Below are 21236 nucleotides of genomic sequence, written 5' to 3'. Positions count from 1 at the left end.
TGAACAGTGCGGCTTGTCTCATCGATAAAGATGATTCCCACAATGCGGGCATTTATGCATTGCAGTTCCAGATTTGACAGGAAGCTTAATGATTGCCTTCGCCGGAAATTCGGCTCGGTCAGAATAGTAACCCCCTGGTAGCGGATCAGGACCGTGCCTTTGCGGCGCCGGTGACCGCCGTTTGCTCCTGGGCCCGTGCGAACGAAGAGGACGCCAATGCCATGAAGGCGGCCAGGATCAATCCAGCGAATTTCATGCAATTTTCCCGATGAGTTACAAAAATAACTGAAAAAAAATTATAAAACCAAACGGAGTTAATTGCTTAGGGAGAAACGTAGTGACGGCGTGCCTGGTTGGATCAAACCAGTCACCTTCCGCTCAGAAGTCAGACATTCCATGGAGCGCACGAATGCTACTACTGAGGAAATATCCGAAGCTAGCACGAGTCAACTTACCCTACTCACAAGAAGAAATCGACGAAGTAGCCAGGCGGCTAAATGAAAGCCCTTGAAAAACACCAACGACCAATCACCTGCTCAGGGATTTGCTGAGTGTGTTGCGTCGACCGATTAAATGCGCGGTCCTAAGTAACTCACTAAAAGTGTGATGCAAGCTAATTGAAGTTGCGGGCGCGAAGATCGTCATTGTCAGGCCTTTCGCGCTGTGACTGTCCGCTTCGCTCGTGTCTTTGTTGGCCGCGTGCCAGCATTATTTTCCGGCGCGATATCTTGCCCTTTCATACTCGCAGCCGTATCTTGGAACAACTGCCTTAACCACAAAACTGATGGGTCACTGTCGCGGAACTTGTGCCACTGAACGTACTCCGTGAAGTGAGGAATATCTACAGGGCAAGGTAGTATCTTCAGCGGAAATTGCTTTGCAATCTTTGCGGCAAGCCTGTGCGGTAGCGTCGCGATCATGCTGGTGCCGATGAGCAATTCCGGAACCAGAGAGAAGCTAGGCGCTACCACCGTCTGCCTCCGGTGCTTATTGCTGGTCGAAATTACACGGGTATCGAAGCTTATTCTTCGGCCTCCACCCCATTCAACGCTGATGTGATTCGCGTCGAAGTATTCGTCTACGGTCAGCTCTTTCCTATCTTTAAACGCTCGATTTGCACAGACCAAGCACGAGAATTTGTCCTGGAACAGTTCTTCTTTTGGATGGCCTTGGACAGTTGCGTAGTGCGGGATGATAAGAATCTCCGCATCACCATTTTCCAAATTGTCGGGAGTCTGAGGGCTGATTGAACGTAAGTCGAACTCCATCATCGGCGCCAGCACTGACGCGCGCCTGATCACCTCGGACAGGAAAACATTGATGACGTAGTCGGACGACTCGATAGTGAATTTGCGAGTCGATGTCGACGGGTCGAATGACGGCCGCGCGCGGGTGATTGTCTGCACCTGCAAAAGTACATCCCTCACTGGCTTGATGAGGCTGGCGCCTAGCGGTGTCAGTGCATTTGTCTTGCCAACGGACACGAGCAATTCATCCTCAAAATACTCGCGAAGTCTTGCAAGAGCGCAGCTAGTGGCCGGTTGGCTGAGGAATAGGCGCTCAGAAGATTTGCTGACGCTACGTGTGGAGAGCAGCGCATCAAGCACAACCAACTGGTTCAAATCAAGCTTATTGAATCTCATCGTATGGCATTTACGCTGTAAATGTTTTGAATTTAAACCATCAATTTTACAAATGTAATGCGAACCCTATAATCCAGTCAAGCGGTGCTCAACAACCGTCACAAATCAACTACAACGGGAGACAGAAGGTGATCGTTCAAAATGGAAGGCCACGTTCGAGATTCGAACAGTGGGGGCTTGTCGTCACCTTGACGATACTGAGCATGCTGGCCCAGCTCGACAAGAACATCCTGGTTCTGATGGTCGCCCCGATTCAGAAGACCTACGGCGTCAACGACGTCGAGATCAGCTTCCTGATAGGTGCAGCTTTTGCAATTGCCAACATTGCAGTCGGTATCCCGGCTGGCTGGATGGCGGATAAGTACAACCGCCGCTTGATCATCGCGGCTGGTGTCATTATCTGGTCAGTGGCGCTGTCAGCTAACGCCGTTGCGGCCAGCTTCTCCAGTCTTGTGCTCGCCCGGGTGATTGTCGGTGGTGCGGAAGCGCTGATTCCACCCTCGTCGTACTCCCTCATCCGTGATGGCGTCGATGAAGACCGCCGAGCGCGCGCTCTCTCCATCTACACCATGGCGCTGATGCTGGGAACGGGCCTGTCTCTGGTCCTTGGTGGCCCGCTGCTTGCTGCTGTTCACAATGCAGGGTGGACCTACATACCAATACTCGGGCATGTCACCTCTTGGCAATTCACGCTGTTCCTGATTGGTGCAGTGGGCTTGCCGTTAGCACTGTCCGTATTCCTGAACCGTGACCCCGGTCGGTCGGCTGCAGCGCCAGCTGAGTTGACTGCCTCGAATGCGCTAACCTCGTCTCTGACGCGCTATCTGTGGGCGAACCGCGCGTTCTTCATCCCCATTCTGTTGTTCGTCGTTGCCAACGCAATTATCACTTTCGGCATTGCGGCATGGTTGCCGGCAATGGCTGGTCGCAAGTTCATGCTCGAGATGCGCACGTTCGGCCTGTCTCAAGGCGTCATCATGCTGACCGCCGGCCCACTGGGCCTCTGGCTGGCCGGTATCGCGATGCAGAGGAAGAACGCCAACAATCCGCTCGCTCGAATCATGTCCGTCGGCTTGGTTTCGAGCCTGGCGATGACCATCATGCCGACCGCACTGGTCTTGTCTACAAGCTTGCAGTCGTTCTGGATCATCAACTGTTTCGTCGTTCTGAGCTCCTGGACTTTCATGTCCGTTACCTCCGTGCTTATCGCACGCAGTGTACCCGCTGCATCTGTCGGCTTAGTGATGGCGGTCGTGCTCTTCCTCAATGGTTTGGTCGGCCAAGGCTTCTCACCGACCCTGATTGCCCTGGTGGGTCGCTATGTCTACGGCGGTGGTGAGCATGCGCTGCCCTATGCGATGGCTACGGTGTTCGTTACAGCAGGATGCATCGCTTGCCTTGCGGCGATGAGACTGGTCTTTGTTGTGCAGCGCAGGTTCGCATGCGGAATCAAAGTCGAGCATCCAAATTCGGCCACCTAATTACATAAAAAGCAGGGAGACATAGACGTGTTGAAGAAGAGCATATTCGCAGGAGCAGTGACGCTGGTTGTCGCGTCGGCACATGGCCAGACGCAGAACGTGACGATTTCGGGTGTGTTGGGCGCAGGGATGTCCTACACGAACAACGCAAGCTACCCCGATGGTGGTGGTCGTATGCAGCAAGGTGGTACCCATGCCATCCCATTCATCGCCTTTACCGGCCGTGAGGACCTTGGCGGAGGCGCATCCGCCATCTTCAAGTGGTCTAACTACATTGCTCTCGACACCGGTGGTTCCAGCCCATTCGAGACCTTCGTTGGACTGAGTTCGAGGGACTGGGGCACTGTGACGCTGGGGAACCAGTATGACCTGCTGGCCGATTTGGTTCCTTATACGTCTGAACGCTTTACCTCGAATCTGGCGACGCACCCGGGCAACCTGGACCGCACGGTGGGGAATCCGCTAAACAGCCTGGTCAAGTACAAGTCGCCGGAAATGAAGGGCTTCCAGTTCGGTGCCCAATATGGCTACGGAAAACCGACATCGACCACAAACAACGGTAACACGATGGGTTTCAGCGCCAGCTACTCCTCCAACCCGTGGCAGTTCCTGGCCGTGTGGGAAAACGTCCATGACGTCCCTTACTCGCCGCGTAGCTCTTTGGGTGTGCCTACGCTGTATGGCATTGACCTGGTGAAGAACCCCACCACCAAAGTGGCACAGGACCAGAACACGGCCAGCGCAGGCGTGGTGTATTCCGACGCAGGATGGCGCCTTATGGGCAACTACAGCTACACCAGGCTGTCAGCGCTGGGCATGTCAGCAAAGGCCCAGACCATCGACGTCGGCGCCTATAAATACGTGACCGCAGCCTTGCGCCTAGGTGGCGGCTATGCCTACACGAAGCTCGAGAACTACAAGTGGAATGTGGTCCATGCGCACGCGGATTACGCCTTGTCGAAGCGTACGAGTCTCTATGCGCTGAGCGTCTTCCAGGCAGCCGGCCAAGCGCAGGTCGCCGCCATGCGGTTCCAGCCTATCGCTTCGACAAACAGGCAGGTCGTGTTTGAAGTCGGCATCACTCATGTCTTCTGACCAAAATTAAGCGGTTTGTTGATTCGTTCAACTCATTCATACGGAGAGTGGAAATGCAGTGGGATGTGGTCGTAGTCGGGGCAGGGCCCTCGGGTTTAACAATGGCGGGTGAACTGGCTGGCGCCGGCGTGAAAACCCTGGTAGTTGAGAGGCGCACCGCAGGCGTCCAGTCACGCGCAGGAACCATTCTTCCTCGTGTGCTCGAGCTGTTCGATGCCCGCGGTATTGCAGACCGATTCATCAACAAGACGAAGCAGATCGCTCCGTATCCGTTCCGCCCATCGCATATCTGGGCGGGCTTCCACCCGATCGACTGGAAATACCTGGATTCGCGCTTCGGCTTTACGTTGGGACTGCCGCAGAACCATACCGAGGAAATCCTCTGGGAATGGGCGAAGGAGTGCGGTGCCGAAGTTGTCTCGGACAGCGAGCTTGTCGACTTGCGTCAGGATACCGAAGGCGTAACGATTCTGGTGCGTTCGTCAGCTGGCGAAGAGAAGGAAATCCGCGCGCGCTATGTGGTGGGTGCCGATGGCGGCCGTAGCGCCGTCCGCACGAAGCTGGGTCTCGACTTCGAAGGCCACTCTGGCACGTTCCGCGGCATCGTGGTGGATGCGCACCTGGAGGCGCCGTGGCCGGGCGGCCGTATCAACGTCGACAATGAGATGGGCTGGGTTCGCGGCTACACGTTCGGCGATGGTATCACCCGCTTCAATATCGTTCACCGCGACAGGCGTCATGCCCCCAAGGAGGAACCTGTCGAGTTGCCGGAGGTGCTCCAGTGCCTGCGCGACGTGCATGGCACCGACTACGGGATTACCTCCTATCGCTGGGCCTCGCGCTTCGACGATCAGATGCGCAGCGTGAAGCAGCTCCGCCAAGGCCGCGTATTCCTGGTCGGCGAGTCGGCCCGCATCCACTACCCGGCCAGCGGTGTGGGTATGAACTTCTGCCTGCAGGACGCCTTCAACCTGGGCTGGAAGCTCGCGAACGTGGTGAACGGCCACGCCAGCGACGACACCCTGGATAGCTATGAATCCGAGCGTCTGCCGGTCATGCGGCGTCTGCTGGAGAGCGTGAAGGCGCAATGCGCGCTGCAGTTCAACTTCTCCGAAGACGCCGTCGTCCTGAAGCGGCGCATGCAGGAACACCTGATTCCGCTGCCGGATGTCCAAAAGAAGCTGGCGCTGGAACTGTGCGGCCTGGAAACCCCGTATCCCCGTGCCGAAGATGCGCACCCGGCGGAGGGGTTGCGTTGCCCGGACATCCTGCTGACGCTGCTGGATGGTTCCACGCCCAGCATGCTGTCGCTGCTGCGGTCGCGCAAGTTCCTGTTGCTGGACCTGGAGGGTTTCAGTCGACAGTTTGCCGGCCTTGATGTCTCGAAGTACCCCATCGACGTGGTTCAAGCGCGACTGGCGAAGATTCCTGACGTGCTCGGCGACGTCAAGGCCCTGCTGATCAGGCCTGACGGCTATATCGCCTGGGCCGGCAGCAGCACTGGCCTGGTGGGCGAAGTCGAGGGGCAACTTTCGAAATGGTTTAACGGGAGTATCTGATGCAAGCGCAGCGGAAGGTTTTGAAGGGCGGCTGGGTCATCAGCATGGACCCGACGGTGGGTGATCACCGTTCGGCCGATATCCTGGTCGATGGTGACAAAATCGTTGATGTCGCCCCCAATTTGGACGTGGCGGATGCCGAGCAGATTGACGCCACCGGGATGATCGTCATCCCTGGCTTCGTAGATACCCATCGGCATACCTGGCAGACCTGTGTCCGTCATCGCTACGCTGACATCGACCCGCAAATCTACTTTGCGGAGATGCTGGGCGCCAAGGGGGCGGCGTACCGTCCGGAGGACGTGTACATCGGCACACTGCTGGGTGCTGTCTCGGCGCTGGATTCCGGTATCACCACGATGCTGGACTGGTCGCACATCCAGAACAGCCCCGAGCACACGGATGCCGCGGTCATCGCCCTGCAGGACTCCGGCATGCGCGCCATCTTTGCCCACGGCTGGCCGCTGGTCGAAGGCGCGTCCTGGATGTTCAACAGCCAGCGCGGTCACCTGCAAGACATCCGCCGCCTGCGCCAGCAGTTCTTCTCGTCGGACGACCAGCTGGTCACCCTGGCCATGGCGGGTCGTGGTCCTGAAATGGCCACCCGGGACGTCTGGCTGGGCGACCTCCGCCTGGCCCGTGAGCTGGGCATCCGCTCAAGCATCCACATGGGCGCCTATGCGCGAAACGCCACAGTGCGCGCCATCGCGCAGATGCAAGAGGCTGGCGTCCTGGGCGAGGACTTGACCTTCGTCCACTGCTGCTGCTGCCACGACGACGAGATTTCGATGATGGCCGACGCTGGCGTCACCGCCTCCCTCGGGGTGCATTGCGAGCTGAATGCCCAGGGCATCGGGGACATTCCGTTCGACCGCCTGCTGGCGGCAGGCATTCGCCCCAGCCTGAGCGGCGACACGGAAACGAAGTGCGCCGGTGACATGTTCACCCAGATGCGGCATGCATTCGCCTACTACCGCTCCTGGATGGGTGGTGGCCACTCCAAGGCGAAAGGCGCTCCGGAAACGATGACGATGCGCGACGTGCTGGAGTTCGCAACCCTGGCCGGCGCGAAGGCGACTGGTTTGGAAAGCAAAATCGGCTCCCTGACCGCAGGCAAGCAGGCCGACATCGTCATGATTCGTATGGACGACATCAACCTGGCGCCGGTATCGGATGCAGTCGGAGCTATCGTCCTGGCTGCGCACTCAGGAAACGTCGACTCGGTGTACGTTGCCGGCCGCGCGGTCAAGAAGGGCGGCAAGCTGCTATCCGTGGATCTCGACCAAGTGCGCGACCGCGCCGTGAGGTCGCAGAAGTTCGTTCTGGGGCTGCCATGACGTCGACGATTTCAGTGCAGGCGCTGGACCCTCAGCTGGCGGATATCGTCCGCAAGGTGGCTGAAGTCGGCGCACCCCCACCGTTTTCTGGCACCCCAGAGCAAGCGCGGGGGCGCATGCGGCAGGCAATCGAGCGCACAAGGGCGGGTAAAACTTTACCGGAGGTGCTATCTGCGGAGGATGTCACGGCATCTGACCTGGTGGACGGACAGCTTATCGAGGTGCCGGTCCGGGTATACCGGCCATTGGCTTCCGAAGGGCGGGTGCCAACCATCGTGTTCTTCCATGGCGGCGGCTTCGTACTGGGCAGCGTTGAGCTCATGGACGACATCGCGCGGAAGCTGTGCCGAGATACCGGCGCCGTCGTGGTCTCCGTCGATTACCGGCTGGCGCCGGAAAACCCCTTCCCGGCCGCACACGATGACGCCCTGGCTGCCACCCGCTGGGCCCTGAAGAACGTCGGCATGCTCGGCGGCGACCCGTTTCGTGTAGCTGTTGCCGGTGAAAGCGCCGGCGCCAACCTGGCAACCACCGCCGCAATTCTGGTCTCCCGCGAGTCTCCAAGGTGCCTCGTCGCCCAGTTGCTGGTAGTTCCTGGTGTCGATATGGCTCGCGACGTGTCAGAGATCGAGGCGCGTGGAATCGACTATCCCATGCTCACGCCCAACGACTTGCGGGACATTTTCCGCCTGTATATGGGGGAAAAGGTGGCCCAAGCAACGGAATTCCCCCCGTCGCCGCTACGTGCCACGGCCCTGGAAAGCGCGCCGCCAGCGCTCATCGCGGTCGCTGGCCACGACCCTTTGCGATCGGAGGGCTTGGCCTATGCAGACAAGCTGGCCCAAAACGGAATCCCGGTGAAGGTGCTCAACTTCGACAGCATGTTCCACCTTTTCTTCGGGATGTTCGAAGCCTCGGCCGGCGCACGGCTCGCCAATGACCAGATTTGCCAGTCTTTCTCTCGCTGGATGGATGCATATGCCAGCGAGGTCGCGGGATACAGCGCCGCTACTTTCAGCTGATTTTTTCTTAGGAGTTTGTAATGCGTTACGTATCGGTTGAGTATCAAGGTAGAAAAGTTCTTGGTGTCCGCGAAAGCAATGGCATTCGTATCGTTGGCGATGAGTCCCTGGAAGCCCTCCTTGCGCGCGGCGTCGACCTCAAGAACTATGGCGATACCTTCAAGGAAGGCATCGTTGTGGCGGAAAAGGACGTCACCTATCTGCCACCCCTTTCCCTCCCGCCGAAAATCATCTGCGTTGGCCTGAACTATGCTGACCACACGAAGGAAAGCAACTTCGTTCAGCCCGACTATCCGACGCTGTTCTTCCGTGTAAACACCAGCTTGGTGGCGCATGCTCAGCCGATGATTCGCCCCGCAGTGAAGGACAGCGAAGGCCTGGACTTCGAGGGCGAGATTGCCGCCGTGATTGGCAAGGGCGGTCGTCACATCTCTTCCGCTGACGCTCTGGAGCACGTAGCAGGCTACAGCCTGTTCAACGATGGCTCTGTGCGCGAATACCAGTTCAAGACCCCGCAGTGGACCGTCGGCAAAAACTTTGACGGTACCGGCGCCTTTGGCCCGGACCTGGTCACTGCCGACGAGCTGCCGGCTGGCGCCAAGGGCCTGCGCCTGGAAACCATTCTGAACGGCCAAGTGGTGCAGTCGGCCGGCACCGACGAGATGGTCTTCGATGTCGCGACCGTCATCAGCATCGTCAGCCAGGCCATTACCCTCGAACCGGGTGACGTGATTGTCACAGGCACCCCCGCGGGCATCGGCTGGGCACGTTCGCCGAAGCTGTTGATGAAGGCCGGCGACGTGTGCGAGGTCCGCGTCGAGGGTATCGGCACGCTGCGCAACGTCATCGAAGACGAAGCTCGCTAAAAGCAGTCTTGGAGGTAAAACGGGCCTCCGGCAACGCATCGTGAGGCCTGTCGTGTTAGGGAGATATTGTCGTGACAGCAATCCATTCGATTGACCACTTCGCACTGGCTGTACCCGATTTGAATGAGGCAAGGACATTCTTTTCCTCGTTCGGGCTGGATATTCATGAAAACACGGCGGAAAGTGGGCTGAATGTCTTCGCAGCTGACGGCCACCGGTGGGCCCGCCTGGTGCTGGGTGACAGGAAGCATCTGGACTACTTGAGCTTCAACGCCTACAAAGAGGACATCTTCCGGCTGCACAGCCAGGTGGTGGAGGCAGGCGCGACCCATGTGTCGGCCATTTCGCAAGGCGATAAGGCCTCTTTCTGGTTCTGCGACCCGGACGGCAATCGGATTGAGGTGCGAGTAGGGCCCAAGACCATACCGGATGAGAAACCTACCAGGACGAGTACGAGCACGCCGGCGGACAAGCGAGGGGCATGCACGCGCTCGCAGGTGATGACCGTGCGCCCCTCGCGGCTCTCGCACGTGCTTCTGTTTACACCCGATGTTCTTGGTTCGGTAGGGTTCTATGAGCGTGCCTTGGGGCTGCGCCTTTCAGACAAGTCCCTCGACATCATCGCCTTCATGCATGCACCTCATGGCTGTGACCACCACCTGGTGGCTTTCGCCAAGAGCAGCGCCCGGGGATGGCATCACTCTTCCTGGGATGTATCAGACGTCAATGCGGTGGGTGCCGGCGCGGCCCAGATGGCCGCGGCCGGGTATGCGAAGGGCTGGGGTACCGGGCGTCATGTCCTCGGCTCCAACTACTTCCACTACGTAGAGGACCCCTGGGGTTCCTTCTGCGAGTATTCGGCCGATATCGACTATGTGTCGGCAGACAAGCCGTGGCCGGCCGGCGATTTCCCGCCTGAAGACTCCTTGTACCTTTGGGGGCCTGGCGTGCCGGAGAACTTCATCTTCAACACCGAGGCATGAACTTGTATTGAGCGCTCATTCATTTTAAGGAAGTACAACTTGAGTTTCAGACTGCCCCAATTCTCCGTCGAAGGTGCGACCCTAGAGCAAAAGGACGTGCTGCGGGCGATTCTCTCCGGTCCGCGCGGAAACTTGAATGGCCCATTCCTCTCTTGGATTCATAGCCCCGAGCTGGCCAGCCGAGCACAGGAACTGGGTGCCTTCTGCCGCTATGGCACAGGATTGCCCCTGCGGCTGTCGGAGCTCGCCATCCTGTGCACCGCGGCAAAGTGGAAGTCGCAAGCCGAGTGGTACATCCACTATCCGATAGGTGTCGAGGCTGGCCTCAAGCCCGAAATGCTTGAAGACCTCCGGCAAGACAAGACGCCCGGATTCGAGAACAGTGAGGAATCCCTGATTTGGCGATTCGTTGAAGAACTGTACGGGAAGAAGCGGGTTTCAGAAGAGATTTACCGGGAGGCAGTCGACAGCTTTGGCATCAAGACGGTCGTGAATCTAGTGGGGCTGCTGGGGTACTATGCCTTGGTGGCGATGAGCCTGAACGTATTCGACGTCAAAGCGGACGGGCAGGCCGAACTGCCTTTCCCAGATACCCCATAACCGTCGGCTACAACCGGGCCGGTCCATTTTTCGAGCGGATAACTGCCCTTGCTCCGTCAGCCGTCCGCTTCCAACGCCGATAGCGGACGGTCGGATCGGCCTTTGTTAAGCGTACTTAATCCAGCACCGGCGTTTCGACACCCAGCAGCTTGTGGATCTTCGGCGAGGTCGTCGTGTACAGCATGTGCACCTTCTTGTCCGGGAAGATATAGGGCGCCGCGCCGAAGGCCGCCAGGGCGGCCTCGTGGAAGCCCGACAGGATCAGCTTCTTCTTGCCCGGATAGGTATTGATGTCGCCGACCGCGAAGATGCCGGGCACGCTGGTCTCGAAGGTCTCGGTGCTGCTCACCTTCAGCTGGCGCATCTCCATGTCCAGCCCCCATTCGGCGATCGGTCCCAGCATGGGCAGCAGGCCGAAGAACACCAGCACCATCTCGGCCGGCAGGCGGCGCGTGACGCCGTCGCTGCCCAGCACCTTCAGCTCCGTCAGCCTGCCCTCCTCTTCGCCGAAACCCGTCACCTGGCCCGAGACGAACTGCATCTCGTGCGCCTCGCACAGCGCCTTCATCTTCGCGATCGAGGCCGGCGCGGCGCGGAAGCTGTCGCGGCGGTGCACCAGCACCACCGACCCGGCCTTGCCGACCAGGTCCAGCGCCCAGTCCAGCGCGGAATCCCCGCCGCCGCAGATCACCAGCTGCTTGCCGTGGAAGCGGGCCGGCTCACGGACGCGGTAGAACAGCTGGCTGTCCTCGAATTTGTCGATGCCGCCGACCTTGAGCTTCCTCGGCTGGAAGGCGCCGACGCCGGCGGCGATGAAGATGGTTTTGGTGACGAAGCGGGTGCCGGCCGAGGTCTCGAGGTCGAAGCGCCCGTCCTCGCGCTTGCGGACCAGGCGCACTTCCTGGCCGAGGTGGAAGGCCGGCTCGAAGGGTGCGATCTGCTTCAACAGATTGTCGGTCAGCTCGCGGCCGGTGAGCACGGGCGCGGCCGGGATGTCGTAGATCGGCTTGTCCGGGTACAGCTCCATGCACTGGCCGCCGGGATAAGGCAGGGAATCGATCACATGGGCCCTCACCTCCAGCAATCCCAGCTCGAACACCTGGAACAGGCCGACCGGGCCGGCGCCGACGATCACGGCATCGGCCTCGATCGCCCCGGCCATCCATTCTTCTTCACGTTTCATACCTTCTTCTCCCGCCAGTCACGGCTTCTGTTGTTCGTATTCGCTTTATAATTCCTCAAGTTACCTTGAGGTCAAGCGCCATGAACAAAGCCATTCCCGCCACCGTCCGCCGGCTGAGCGTCGGCGAAGTCGCCGAGCGCAGCGGCGTCGCCGTCTCCACCCTGCATTTCTACGAAGCCAAGGGCCTGATCAGCAGCGTGCGCAGTTCCGGCAACCAGCGCCGCTACACGCCCGACGTCCTGCGCTACATCGCCATCATCAAGGTGGCCCAGCGCGCCGGCATTCCGCTGGACGAGATCCAGCAGGCCCTCGGTCCCTACCAGCCGGGCCAGAAGATCACGGCCGCGCAATGGAAGAGCGTCGGCTCGAAGTGGCGGGCGGCGCTCGACGAGCGCATCACGCGGCTGCAACGCCTGCGCAGCGAATTGAACGGCTGTATCGGCTGCGGCTGCCTGTCGCTGAAGGATTGCCCGCTGCGCAATCCGGAGGACGTGCTGGGCCAGCAGGGCCCGGGACCGCGTATCCTGGAACGGGATCAATAAATCGAAAGCAGCTTGCCGAGATATCGCTGACATCGAAAGACTTATCAGCAAATATCGATAGTTACCACCGTTATTTCTTTCGTTTTGTTGACGCGTAAGTTTTTTCACCCTACATTTAACGCGCCATAACTTACGAACAGAAAAATAACGGAGACCTCGGCTTGAAGCTTTCGAAGACACTACAAGCAGCCCTGCTGGCCCTCGCCATGACGGGCATGACCAGCACCCCGGCGGCGACGGCGGCCAGCGCCGCCCCGGCGCGCCCGCCCCATTTCGCCATCGACGGCGCGGATTTCAAACTCGACGGCAAGCCCTATGTCATCCGCTCCGGCGAGATGCATTACCCGCGCATCCCGCGCGCCGCCTGGCGCGAGCGGCTGCGCATGGCACGGGCGATGGGACTGAACACCGTGACCACCTACGCCTTCTGGTCGCAGCACGAGCCCGAGCCCGGCCAGTGGGACTTCTCCGGCCAGAACGACCTGCGCGCCTTCATCAAGACCGCGGCCGAGGAAGGCCTGAACGTGGTGCTGCGGCCGGGACCTTACGTGTGCGCCGAGGTGGACTTCGGCGGCTTCCCGGCCTGGCTGCTGCGCACGCCGGGGCTGCGCGTGCGCTCGATGGACGCGCGCTACCTGGCCGCCAGCGCCCGCTATTTCAAGCGCCTCGGGAAGGAAGTGGGCGACCTGCAGAGCAGCCGGGGCGGCCCCATCCTGATGCTGCAACTGGAGAACGAATACGGCTCCTTCGGCCGCGACCACGACTACCTGCGCGCCGTGCGCGAACAGGTGCGCGCGGCCGGATTCGACGCCCCGCTGTTCACCTCGGACGGCGGCGCCGCCCGCCTGTTCGAGGGAGGCACCCTGCCCGAGGTCCCGGCGGTCGTCAACTTCGGCGGCGGGCTGGAGGACGCCAAAGAATCGATCGAGGCGCTGGCCGCCTGGCGCAAGCAGGGGCCGCGCATGGCCGGCGAATACTGGGCCGGCTGGTTCGACCACTGGGGCGAACAGCACCATAGCCAGAGCCCGGAAGATGCCGCGCGCACGGTGGACTGGATGCTGTCCCGGGGCGTGTCCTTCAACCTCTACATGTTCCACGGCGGTACCAGCTTCGGCTGGCTGGCCGGCGCCAACTATTCGGGCACCGAGCCCTACCAGCCCGATACCACCAGCTACGACTACGACGCCGCGCTGGACGAAGCCGGCCGCCCCACGTCCAAGTACCAGGCCCTGCGCGAGGTCATCGCCAGGCATGTGAAGGAAGCGCTGCCGCCGGTGCCTGCGGCGCCGGCGCCGCAAGCCCTGCCCGCCTTCGCGCTGGTGCCCGCCGGCAGCCTGCTGGCGCAGCTGGACATCCTGTCGAAAGGACAGCCCGCGCGCTGGGTGCGGGCGATGGAGGAATTCGGCCAGAATTACGGCTACATCCTCTACCGCAAGCGCTTGGCGGCGCCGCTCAAGGGACAGCTGGTGCTGGACGAGTTGCGCGACCAGGCCACCGTGCTGGCCGACGGCCGCGTCATCGGACGGCTCGACCGCCGCCGCGGCGACAAGGCGCTGGCGGTGGACCTGCCCGCCGGCACCCGGCTCGACCTGCTGGTCGAGGCCATGGGCCGCATCGGCTTCGGCGCAAAACTGGTGGAGGACAACAAGGGCATCGTCCGCGGCGTGAAACTGGACAAGCAGGAGCTCGAAGACTGGACGGTCTACCCGCTGCCGCTGGATGCCGGAGCGCTGAAACGCCTGGCCGCCGGCGCGCCGGCCAGCGCGGGCGGCGATACGGCGGGGCCGGGCTTCTGGCGCGGCACGCTGAAGCTCGACAAGCCGGTGGACAGCTTCCTGGACACCCGCGGCTGGGGCAAGGGCCAGGTCTGGGTCAACGGCCACCACCTGGGCCGCTTCTGGCACATCGGGCCGCAGCAGACGCTCTACCTGCCGGCCTCCTGGCTGAAAGCGGGCGCCAACGAGGTGCTGGTCTTCAGCACCGAGGCTCCCACCGCGACCACGATGCAGGGACGCGCCGATCCCGTGGTCGAGACCCCGCCATCGCATTGATTGCCGCGCTGTGGCGGATGGACAGCCGCTCGACGTGGCTGTCCGCGGACTGGCCGACCGCGAAGCGCACGGCGCGGGAGACCGACTGCGCCAGCGAGCGTTCCACCTCCGCCGGGTCGCCGGGCGCAGGCAGCAAGGACGCTTCCGTGCTCACCAGCGTGGCACGCAAGGGATAGCCATCGCTCCCGTTCTGCAGGCCATCGGTGATGTCCGCCAGCGCCTGCGCCAGCGAACGGAACACGGTGCCATGCGCCACGCCGGGCAGGCCGCCGAGCCGCGGCACGAACAGCGGCGCGACGTTGACGATGTGGCCGGCGCCCTGCCGCGCCATCTGGGTATTCGCCGCCACCACGCCGTACAGGTAGGCCCGGATCTGCTCGTCCGCGACACGGGTCCAGTCGATGCCGGCGCCATCGCCGATGGCCGCCGCGCGCGGGCTGTTGATCACCACGTCGACCCGGCCATGCCCGCGCACCGCATGGGCGACCAGCTTTGCCACCTGGGCGTAGTCGGCGCCGTCCGTCCGCAGCGCCGAGACCGATGCGCCGTCCCAGCGCAGTTCACCCGCCAGTTCTTCGAGGCGCTCGCGGTCGCGCGCCCCGAGCACCAGCAGCGCACCTTCCTCCGCCAGGCCGCGTGCGCATGCCGCGCCGGCTTCCCCGTCCGCCTCCGTGATCACGACGACTTTTCCCCGACCCTGCTTTGCCATGTTTCCACTCCATCCCTGTACGACGATGGGACGGAGTGTAGGACCTCAAGCAAAGTCGAGGTCAAGCGTTCATTGCAAGGATCAGAAGACGTGCCGGATCCCGGCCATCAGGCCGTTCTGCGCCTTGCCCGGCGCAACGGTGCCGCCGGCGTCGAGGGCTACCGCAGCCTGTCCGTGGTTGTCCATGCGGCCGGCTCCGGCGTAGACCACGCTGCGCTTGGATAGCGCGTAGGTCAGGCGCGCGACCACCATTGTGGTGTCGTCCGGCGAACCCTTGACGTTCTTCCTGGCCACCTGGGCGTCGAGGGTCAGTTGCGGGCCGACCGGCTGGCTGAGGCCCAGGTAGTAGAGGTCGGACTCGATGACGCCGGTGGCGGCGAAGGTCTTGCGGTCCATGACGCCGCCGCCCACCTTGGTCTTGCCCAGCATGACGTAGCCGTTGAGCGTCGTGCGGCGGTCGTAGTTGGCGCTGCTGGTGAGGCCGAAGGCTGCGCCCTTGTTCCCGTACAGCTTGTCGTAGGAGGCGGTCGCGCCCCAGGTATCGGCGTCATAGCCCAGCAGGCCGGTGTACTGGCGGCAGGCGCGCGCATCGCCGGCCACTTCGCCTGCGCAATTGGTCGCCGCCGGACCGCCCGCGGACGAAGCGTCGCGCCCGGTGCTGTAGGTGGCGCCCAGCGTCACGCGGTTAAAAGTGCCCATGTAGGCGACGGCGTTGTCGCTGCGGGCGTTCGGAATGTACAAGTCGATGCTGCTGATCGAGAACAGGTTCGGGCCCAGCACGTCGCTCTTCACCATCGAATAGAAGGTCATGTTCGGCACCCGGCCCAGCTGAACGCTGCCCCAGCTCCCCTTCAGGCCGACCCAGGCCTGGCGCCCGAACAGGCGCCCGCCCTGGCTCGCGGTACCGACGTCGGGATTCAGGCCGTTCTCGAGGGTGAAGATCGCCGACAGGCCGTTGCCCAGGTCTTCCGAACCGCGAAAGCCCAGGCGTGACGGCACGCTGCCGGTCAGGGAGGCCATCTTGGTCATCGAGTGGCCGGCGGCGTCGACATTGTCGGTGCGGGCCACGGCGGCATCGACGATGCCGTAGACGGTGATATTGGTCTGGGCGGATGCCGCGCCTGCGCACAGGCATGCCGCCAGGGCGATAGCCGTGACGGGGCCGCGCCGGAAGGCTGCAAATTGGTTCATGCTCGTCTCCTGATGGTGATGTTATTGCCCGCCACGGCAGTGTGGCGGCCGGTGCTGCCGGATCGTTCGCCCGGCTCAGCCCACGTAGTCCGGTTGGTTCTGCGGCGCCGCCGCGATGAAGGCCGGCTGCTGCATGCAGTGCTCATGGACGGCCAGCACGCGCGTAAAGCGCGACAGGTCGCAGCCCATGCGCATGGCGTTCGCCACCTGGGGCACCAGGCAGCAGTCGGCCAGGGTCGGCGTGTCGCCGAAGCAGTAGGCGGCCGCCGGAAGCTTGGCCAGCAGGCGCTCCACCGCGCCCAGGCCCTCGTCGACCCAGTGCGCGTACCAGGCCGACTTGGCCTCCTCGCTCACGCCCAGCTTGCCGGTCAGGTACTTCAGCACGCGGATGTTGTCGATCGGGTGGATCTCGCAGGCGATGGTCTGGGCCACTTCCAGCACGCGGGCGCGCAGCACCGGATCCTCCGGCAGCAGGCGCGGCTCGGGATAGCGGTGGTCGAGGTAGTCGATGATCGCCAGCGACTGGGTCAGGGTGACGTCGCCGTCGACCAGCACCGGCACGATGCCGGCCGGGCTCAGCTCGCGGTAGGCCGGCTGGCCCTGCTCGCCGCCGCGCAGGTTGACGCCGGCGTAGTCGTAGTCCAGGCCCTTCAGCGCCAGCGCGATGCGCACGCGGAAGGAGGTGGAACTGTTGAAGAAGCTGTAGAGTTTCATGTGTAGGCTTTGCTGCTAAAAAGGTCGAAAGATCAGGTCGATGCCGGCGTCGATGCCGGCGCGGCGCCCTTGCGGCCCGCCGCCGCGCCGCCGGCACCGGCCATCGGATAGCGCATGAACATCGCGAACACCGACAGCGATGCCAGCAGCGCCGGGATGGCGAGCAGCAGGATGATGGCCGAGAAGCCGAGGCCTGCGCCGAGCAGCGCGCCGCCCATCAGCGAACCGAGGATGGCGCCGCAGCGGCCCACGCCCAGCGCCCAGCTGACGCCGGTGACGCGGTTGCTGGTCGGGTAGAAGGCGGCGGCCAGGGCGTTGGCGCCGATCTGGGAACCGCTGATGCAGAAGCCCACGCCGGCCACGCCGATGTTGAGCAGCACCAGGTCGGTGTACTGGAAGCCGATCAGGGCGATGAAGGCGATCGCGCACAGGTAGGACAGGGCCAGCACGCGGTAGGGATTGAAACGGTCCATCAGGCGGCCGATGACGATGGCGCCGACGGTGCCGCCGACCTGGTACATGGCCGACACCAGGGCCGCCTTGGCGATCGGGAAGCCGGCGTCCTTGAACAGGGTCGGCAGCCAGTTGGTCAGCAGATAGACGATCAGGAGGCTCATGAAGAAGGCGGCCCACAGCGCCAGGGTGCCGAAGGCCAGCGGCGATGCGAACAGCTGGGCGACCGGCGAACGGCCGGCGGCGGCCGGCGCTTCCGGAATGAAGAAGCGCGCGCCGTCGAGCTTCGCGCCCGGCGCGATGCGGCGCAGGGTCGCGGCGATCTGCGGGCTGCCGGGTTTACGCAGCACCAGGAAGCGCACCGATTCCGGCAGCAGGAAGTAGAACAGTACTGCGCAGGCAATCGGCAGGTAGCCGCCCACCAGCAGCACGCTGCGCCAGCCGTATTCCGGAATCAGGTGGGCCGCCAGCACGCCGCCCAGGCCGGAGCCGAGGGTGAAGCCGCAGAACATGATGGTGACCACGGTCGACTTGCTGCGCTGGGGCGAATATTCGGAAGTCAGGGTGATCGCATTCGGCATGGCGCCGCCCAGTCCCAGTCCGGTCAGGAAGCGGAAGATGGTCAGGGTCATCAGCGAATCGGTATAGGCCGAGGCCAGGCTCCAGATGCCGAAGAACAGCACCGACAGCACCAGGATGGTCTTGCGGCCGATGCGGTCGCCCAGCGGGCCGGCCAGGAAGGAGCCGAAGGCCAGGCCGACCAGGCCGGCGGACAGCAGCGGCGCCAGGTGCTGCGGGGTCAGGTGCCACTCGCCGCGCAGCGACGGGGCGATGAAGCCGATGATCGCCGTATCGAAGCCGTCGATGGCGATGATGATGAAACAGAGGAAGGCGATCAGGAACTGGTAGCGCGTGAAGCGCCCCGTATCGATCAGCTGCTGTACGTCGACTTGCGCGGTAGTGGACATGGTGTCTCCTGTTGATTGTCGTGGTTGGCCGCGGTCTGGGCCGCGGTCCGTGGTGTGGTAGTGTCAGCCGAGGTCGACGAACACCCTGCCGTTCTCGATCTTCACCGGGTAGGTGCGCACCGCCTCGGTGACCGGCTGGCAGGTCGGGCTGCCGTTGCGGATGTCGAACTTGCCCTGGTGGAGCGGGCATTCGATCTCGAAGCCGTCGAGGAAGCCGTCGCACAGGCGGGCGTGCCCGTGGGTGCACAGGTTGTCGGTCGCGTAGACCTGCCCTTCGACCTTGTACAGGGCGAGGTCCTTGCCGCCGGTGTCGACGCCCAGCACGTCTTCGTCGGGCACCTCGTCGAGGGCGCTGATGTCGAGCCAGTTGTTTGCCATGTCTGCTGCCTTTAACTTAAATTGGATAGATCAGGGAATTCGGGATCATCTCGGTGTCGTACACGCACACGCGGGATGCGAACTTCAGCCCTTGCGGCGTGACGCGCACGCGGTCGATGTAGCGGCCGACGTTGAACACCGTGGTCTCCTGGCTCAGCTTGGTGCGGAAGACCGCGTAGTTCGCCTCCGCCTCGATCACGTCGCCGTCGACGCGCAGGAGGCGCGGCAGGCCGACCGTGTGGCGCTGGTAGTAGGGATCGTGGAACAGGGTCTCGCGGATGCCGTAGACGCGGTCCCTCAGCATCCCCTTGCTCAGCAGGGCCAGGGTGGACAGCGGGAAGCCGCGTTCGAAGTTCTCGCGCGGCTGCACCTTGTACACGCAGTCGTCGACGAAGAAGTCGACCCAGCGCTCCCAGTCGGCGGCGTCGACGGCGGCCGCGTAATCGGCGTTCAGCCGGGCCAGCGCCAGGTAGAGTTGCAGGTCATCGTTGCCGTTCATCGTTCAGTCCTCCATCACCGTGCGCCAGTACTCGTACATCCCGCGGATCAGGGTCTCGGTGACCATGTGGTCGGTGTTCTCGACGCCGTAGCCGCCGAGTTCCGCCAGCGCGCGGTGGAAGGGCTTCTGCTCGAAGCCGTACTGCGACAGCTCGATGACTTCGCCGTCGTCGGCCGAGACGAAGCCCGCCGGTCCGAACAGGTTGGCCTGGATCAGGCGGCGCTCGGTCATTTCCTCGCTGTCGTCCTCGAAGCCGAAGTGGGTCCAGACGAAGTCGAAGGAGCCCTTGCCGTCCGGCTGGATGTGGCGGGTGGAGACGCTGTTGACCTGCTGCTGGAAGATCACGCTCGGGAACACCGTCATCATCACCGCCGTCGGCCCGCCCCACCACTCCTCGGGCACGATGTCGAGCAGGCGCTTGTCCTCGATCTGCATGCTCTCCTTGAAGCTGGTGATGCCGGAGGTGACGTCGGCCTTGCTGCCGGCGCCGCTGCCGCGGGTCGAGATCATCGCCGCGTGGCGGTGGCGCTCGTCCATCACCAGCTGGGACTTGTTATCCGCGCGCCACAGGCCGTAGGTGACGAACCAGGTGTGCAGCAAGCCCGGATGGTAAGGGTCCTTGATGTTTTCCTGCATCAGCTTCCAGTTGCCGGGGATGCGCTGGCGGTTGTAGCCGAGGATCTTCAGCTGGCGGCCGTTGAACAGGCGGTCGAAATAGCGCGTGATCTCGGGACCGAGGAAGTCTTCCAGCGATTCCACCTCATGGTCGAAGGAGGCGAACACCACGCCGCCGCGGGTGGCCACCTTCAGCCGGGTCAGGCCGTGTTCCTCGGGCTTGAATTCCTTGGGCATGCCGCCCTGGATCTTGCCCTCCTGCTTGACGCCGCGGCGGAAGGGCACGCCCTGCAGGTCGCCGTTCAGCCGGTAGTTCCACTGGTGGTAGGGACAGACGAACTCCTTCCGGTTGCCGTGGCGCTCGCGGCAGAACTGCATGCCGCGGTGGGCGCACACGTTTTCCACCACGTGGATGCCGTCCTCGCCGCGCACCATGATCACCGAGCGTTCGCCGATCACGCTACGCTTGAAATCGCCCACGTTCGGGATCTCGGCCTCGAGTCCCACGTAGCACCAGTGGCCGCGGTAGAACAGCCTTTCCAGCTCGCGCTGGTGGAGCTGCTCGTCGGTGTACACCGCGAACGGGATCCGGCTGCTGCTTTCCTTCGACTCCCACACTGCCATGACCGCCTCCTGTTTCAGCCCGCGACGCGCACGCGGATCTCGCCCAGGCCGGCCACGCTGCCGACCATCAGATCGCCCTGCCTGACGGCGTTCACGCCTTCCGGGGTGCCGGTCATGATGATGTCGCCCGGCTCCAGGGTTTCGTACTCGGACAGGTAGGCGATCGATTCCGCCACCGACCAGATCAGCTTGGACACGTCCGAACGCTGGCGCGATTCGCCGTTCACGGTCAGGGCGATCTCGCCTTCGCGCACGTGGCCGACTTCGCTGGCCTTGTGGATGGCGCCGATCGGCGCCGACTGGGCGAAGGACTTGCCGAATTCCCAGGGACGGCCCTTGTCGCGCGCTTCCAGCTGGACGTCGCGGCGGGTCATGTCGAGGCCGACCGCATAACCGTAGACATGTTCGAGCGCCTGCTCCACCGGAATGTTGGCGCCGCCCTTGGCGATCGCGACCACCAGTTCGATCTCGTGGTGGAAGTTGGCGGTCTTCGGCGGATACGGGATCGTGACTTCCTGGCTGCCGGCGGCCACGGTGGCATTGGCCGGCTTCATGAAGAAGAACGGCGGTTCGCGGTCCGGATCGCGGCCCATCTCGCGCGCATGCGCGGCATAGTTGCGGCCGACGCAGAAGATGCGGTTGATCGGGAACTGCTCGTCGCTGCCGGCGATCGGCAGGGTGTAGACGGGGGCCGGGGCTACTGCGTATTTCATGGGATTCTCC

20 protein-coding genes are annotated in these 21236 nt (G+C 62.8%); 10 read left to right on the top strand and 10 right to left on the bottom strand.

Annotation, left to right across the window (positions count from 1 at the left end):
• Positions 1-647 precede the first annotated feature (647 nt).
• Entirely contained in the window at positions 648-1643 is a 996-nt protein-coding gene (locus AC1DOQ_RS08030) for a LysR family transcriptional regulator (protein WP_477361960.1), read from the bottom strand.
• 203 nt (positions 1644-1846) lie between these two features.
• On the opposite strand from AC1DOQ_RS08030, the gene AC1DOQ_RS08025 reads away from it, so the two are divergent.
• The 8 genes from AC1DOQ_RS08025 (at position 1847) to AC1DOQ_RS07990 (ending at position 10586) form a co-directional block, all read left to right on the top strand.
• On the top strand, positions 1847-3124 hold the full coding sequence (locus tag AC1DOQ_RS08025) for an MFS transporter (protein ID WP_477361958.1): 1278 nt from the start codon (positions 1847-1849) through the stop codon (positions 3122-3124).
• A gap of 27 nt (positions 3125-3151) precedes the next feature.
• Entirely contained in the window at positions 3152-4219 is a 1068-nt protein-coding gene (locus AC1DOQ_RS08020; RefSeq protein WP_477361956.1) for a porin, read from the top strand.
• 101 nt (positions 4220-4320) lie between these two features.
• Positions 4321-5778, top strand: a complete 1458-nt coding sequence (locus AC1DOQ_RS08015; protein ID WP_477361954.1) for an FAD-dependent monooxygenase — start codon at positions 4321-4323, stop codon at positions 5776-5778.
• Positions 5778-7115 (top strand): amidohydrolase family protein, encoded by a 1338-nt coding sequence (locus tag AC1DOQ_RS08010; protein ID WP_477361952.1) that lies wholly within the window; start codon positions 5778-5780, stop codon positions 7113-7115. Before AC1DOQ_RS08015 ends, AC1DOQ_RS08010 begins: the two co-directional genes overlap by 1 nt.
• Entirely contained in the window at positions 7112-8137 is a 1026-nt protein-coding gene (locus AC1DOQ_RS08005) for an alpha/beta hydrolase (protein ID WP_477361950.1), read from the top strand. Before AC1DOQ_RS08010 ends, AC1DOQ_RS08005 begins: the two co-directional genes overlap by 4 nt.
• Positions 8138-8157: 20 nt before the next feature.
• On the top strand, positions 8158-9003 hold the full coding sequence (locus tag AC1DOQ_RS08000) for a fumarylacetoacetate hydrolase family protein (RefSeq protein ID WP_477361949.1): 846 nt from the start codon (positions 8158-8160) through the stop codon (positions 9001-9003).
• Positions 9004-9074: 71 nt separating this feature from the next.
• Entirely contained in the window at positions 9075-9986 is a 912-nt protein-coding gene (locus AC1DOQ_RS07995; RefSeq protein WP_477361947.1) for a VOC family protein, read from the top strand.
• 39 nt (positions 9987-10025) lie between these two features.
• Positions 10026-10586 carry a carboxymuconolactone decarboxylase family protein gene (locus AC1DOQ_RS07990; RefSeq protein WP_477361945.1) on the top strand — a complete coding sequence of 187 codons (561 nt, stop codon included), beginning with the start codon at positions 10026-10028 and terminating at the stop codon, positions 10584-10586.
• A 115-nt stretch (positions 10587-10701) separates the two neighbouring features.
• On the opposite strand, the gene AC1DOQ_RS07985 is transcribed toward AC1DOQ_RS07990, so the two are convergent.
• Positions 10702-11769, bottom strand: coding sequence for an NAD(P)/FAD-dependent oxidoreductase (locus tag AC1DOQ_RS07985; RefSeq protein WP_477361943.1), 1068 nt, complete (start codon positions 11767-11769; stop codon positions 10702-10704).
• An 80-nt stretch (positions 11770-11849) separates the two neighbouring features.
• On the opposite strand from AC1DOQ_RS07985, the gene soxR reads away from it, so the two are divergent.
• Both soxR and AC1DOQ_RS07975 read left to right on the top strand, forming a co-directional pair.
• Positions 11850-12311 carry a redox-sensitive transcriptional activator SoxR gene (gene soxR / locus AC1DOQ_RS07980; RefSeq protein ID WP_477361941.1) on the top strand — a complete coding sequence of 154 codons (462 nt, stop codon included), beginning with the start codon at positions 11850-11852 and terminating at the stop codon, positions 12309-12311.
• A gap of 161 nt (positions 12312-12472) precedes the next feature.
• Complete coding sequence (locus AC1DOQ_RS07975) at positions 12473-14362, top strand: glycoside hydrolase family 35 protein (RefSeq protein WP_477361939.1); 1890 nt, start codon at positions 12473-12475, stop codon at positions 14360-14362.
• Here the strand turns inward: AC1DOQ_RS07975 and AC1DOQ_RS07970 are convergent.
• The 8 genes from AC1DOQ_RS07970 to AC1DOQ_RS07935 all read right to left on the bottom strand — a co-directional run bounded on the left by AC1DOQ_RS07970 (position 14286) and on the right by AC1DOQ_RS07935 (position 21226).
• On the bottom strand, positions 14286-15071 hold the full coding sequence (locus AC1DOQ_RS07970; RefSeq protein WP_477361937.1) for an SDR family oxidoreductase: 786 nt from the start codon (positions 15069-15071) through the stop codon (positions 14286-14288). The genes AC1DOQ_RS07975 and AC1DOQ_RS07970 overlap by 77 nt on opposite strands.
• A gap of 81 nt (positions 15072-15152) precedes the next feature.
• Complete coding sequence (locus AC1DOQ_RS07965) at positions 15153-16262, bottom strand: porin (protein ID WP_477361935.1); 1110 nt, start codon at positions 16260-16262, stop codon at positions 15153-15155.
• Positions 16263-16337: 75 nt separating this feature from the next.
• A complete protein-coding gene (maiA, locus tag AC1DOQ_RS07960) occupies positions 16338-16976 on the bottom strand; it encodes a maleylacetoacetate isomerase (protein WP_477361933.1) in 639 nt (212 codons plus the stop codon).
• A gap of 32 nt (positions 16977-17008) precedes the next feature.
• A complete protein-coding gene (locus AC1DOQ_RS07955) occupies positions 17009-18397 on the bottom strand; it encodes an MFS transporter (protein WP_477361931.1) in 1389 nt (462 codons plus the stop codon).
• 63 nt (positions 18398-18460) lie between these two features.
• Positions 18461-18775: a non-heme iron oxygenase ferredoxin subunit gene (locus AC1DOQ_RS07950; RefSeq protein WP_477361929.1), complete on the bottom strand. Its 315-nt coding sequence runs from the start codon at positions 18773-18775 to the stop codon at positions 18461-18463.
• Positions 18776-18791: 16 nt separating this feature from the next.
• A complete protein-coding gene (locus AC1DOQ_RS07945; protein ID WP_477361927.1) occupies positions 18792-19274 on the bottom strand; it encodes an aromatic-ring-hydroxylating dioxygenase subunit beta in 483 nt (160 codons plus the stop codon).
• 3 nt (positions 19275-19277) lie between these two features.
• A complete protein-coding gene (locus AC1DOQ_RS07940) occupies positions 19278-20513 on the bottom strand; it encodes an aromatic ring-hydroxylating dioxygenase subunit alpha (protein WP_477361925.1) in 1236 nt (411 codons plus the stop codon).
• 14 nt (positions 20514-20527) lie between these two features.
• Positions 20528-21226 carry a fumarylacetoacetate hydrolase family protein gene (locus AC1DOQ_RS07935; protein ID WP_477361923.1) on the bottom strand — a complete coding sequence of 233 codons (699 nt, stop codon included), beginning with the start codon at positions 21224-21226 and terminating at the stop codon, positions 20528-20530.
• Positions 21227-21236: the final 10 nt, after the last annotated feature.

The sequence above is a fragment of the Massilia sp. 01N417 genome, from assembly GCF_056399645.1.
The sequence above is the reverse complement of the archived record's forward strand: the minus strand, read 5'-3'. Positions and strand labels throughout refer to the sequence as shown.

What these genes read in the sequence shown, in the direction of transcription:
- AC1DOQ_RS08030 (WP_477361960.1), bottom strand. Translation starts at nt 1,643, where the DNA reads ATGAGATTCAATAAGCTTGATTTGAACCAGTTGGTTGTGCTTGATGCG.
- AC1DOQ_RS08025 (WP_477361958.1), top strand. Translation starts at nt 1,847, where the DNA reads ATGCTGGCCCAGCTCGACAAGAACATCCTGGTTCTGATGGTCGCCCCG.
- AC1DOQ_RS08015 (WP_477361954.1), top strand. Translation starts at nt 4,321, where the DNA reads ATGGCGGGTGAACTGGCTGGCGCCGGCGTGAAAACCCTGGTAGTTGAG.
- AC1DOQ_RS08010 (WP_477361952.1), top strand. Translation starts at nt 5,778, where the DNA reads ATGCAAGCGCAGCGGAAGGTTTTGAAGGGCGGCTGGGTCATCAGCATG.
- AC1DOQ_RS08005 (WP_477361950.1), top strand. Translation starts at nt 7,112, where the DNA reads ATGACGTCGACGATTTCAGTGCAGGCGCTGGACCCTCAGCTGGCGGAT.
- AC1DOQ_RS08000 (WP_477361949.1), top strand. Translation starts at nt 8,158, where the DNA reads ATGCGTTACGTATCGGTTGAGTATCAAGGTAGAAAAGTTCTTGGTGTC.
- AC1DOQ_RS07985 (WP_477361943.1), bottom strand. Translation starts at nt 11,769, where the DNA reads ATGAAACGTGAAGAAGAATGGATGGCCGGGGCGATCGAGGCCGATGCC.
- soxR (WP_477361941.1), top strand. Translation starts at nt 11,850, where the DNA reads ATGAACAAAGCCATTCCCGCCACCGTCCGCCGGCTGAGCGTCGGCGAA.
- AC1DOQ_RS07970 (WP_477361937.1), bottom strand. Translation starts at nt 15,071, where the DNA reads ATGGCAAAGCAGGGTCGGGGAAAAGTCGTCGTGATCACGGAGGCGGAC.
- AC1DOQ_RS07965 (WP_477361935.1), bottom strand. Translation starts at nt 16,262, where the DNA reads ATGAACCAATTTGCAGCCTTCCGGCGCGGCCCCGTCACGGCTATCGCC.
- maiA (WP_477361933.1), bottom strand. Translation starts at nt 16,976, where the DNA reads ATGAAACTCTACAGCTTCTTCAACAGTTCCACCTCCTTCCGCGTGCGC.
- AC1DOQ_RS07955 (WP_477361931.1), bottom strand. Translation starts at nt 18,397, where the DNA reads ATGTCCACTACCGCGCAAGTCGACGTACAGCAGCTGATCGATACGGGG.
- AC1DOQ_RS07950 (WP_477361929.1), bottom strand. Translation starts at nt 18,775, where the DNA reads ATGGCAAACAACTGGCTCGACATCAGCGCCCTCGACGAGGTGCCCGAC.
- AC1DOQ_RS07945 (WP_477361927.1), bottom strand. Translation starts at nt 19,274, where the DNA reads ATGAACGGCAACGATGACCTGCAACTCTACCTGGCGCTGGCCCGGCTG.
- AC1DOQ_RS07940 (WP_477361925.1), bottom strand. Translation starts at nt 20,513, where the DNA reads ATGGCAGTGTGGGAGTCGAAGGAAAGCAGCAGCCGGATCCCGTTCGCG.
- AC1DOQ_RS07935 (WP_477361923.1), bottom strand. Translation starts at nt 21,226, where the DNA reads ATGAAATACGCAGTAGCCCCGGCCCCCGTCTACACCCTGCCGATCGCC.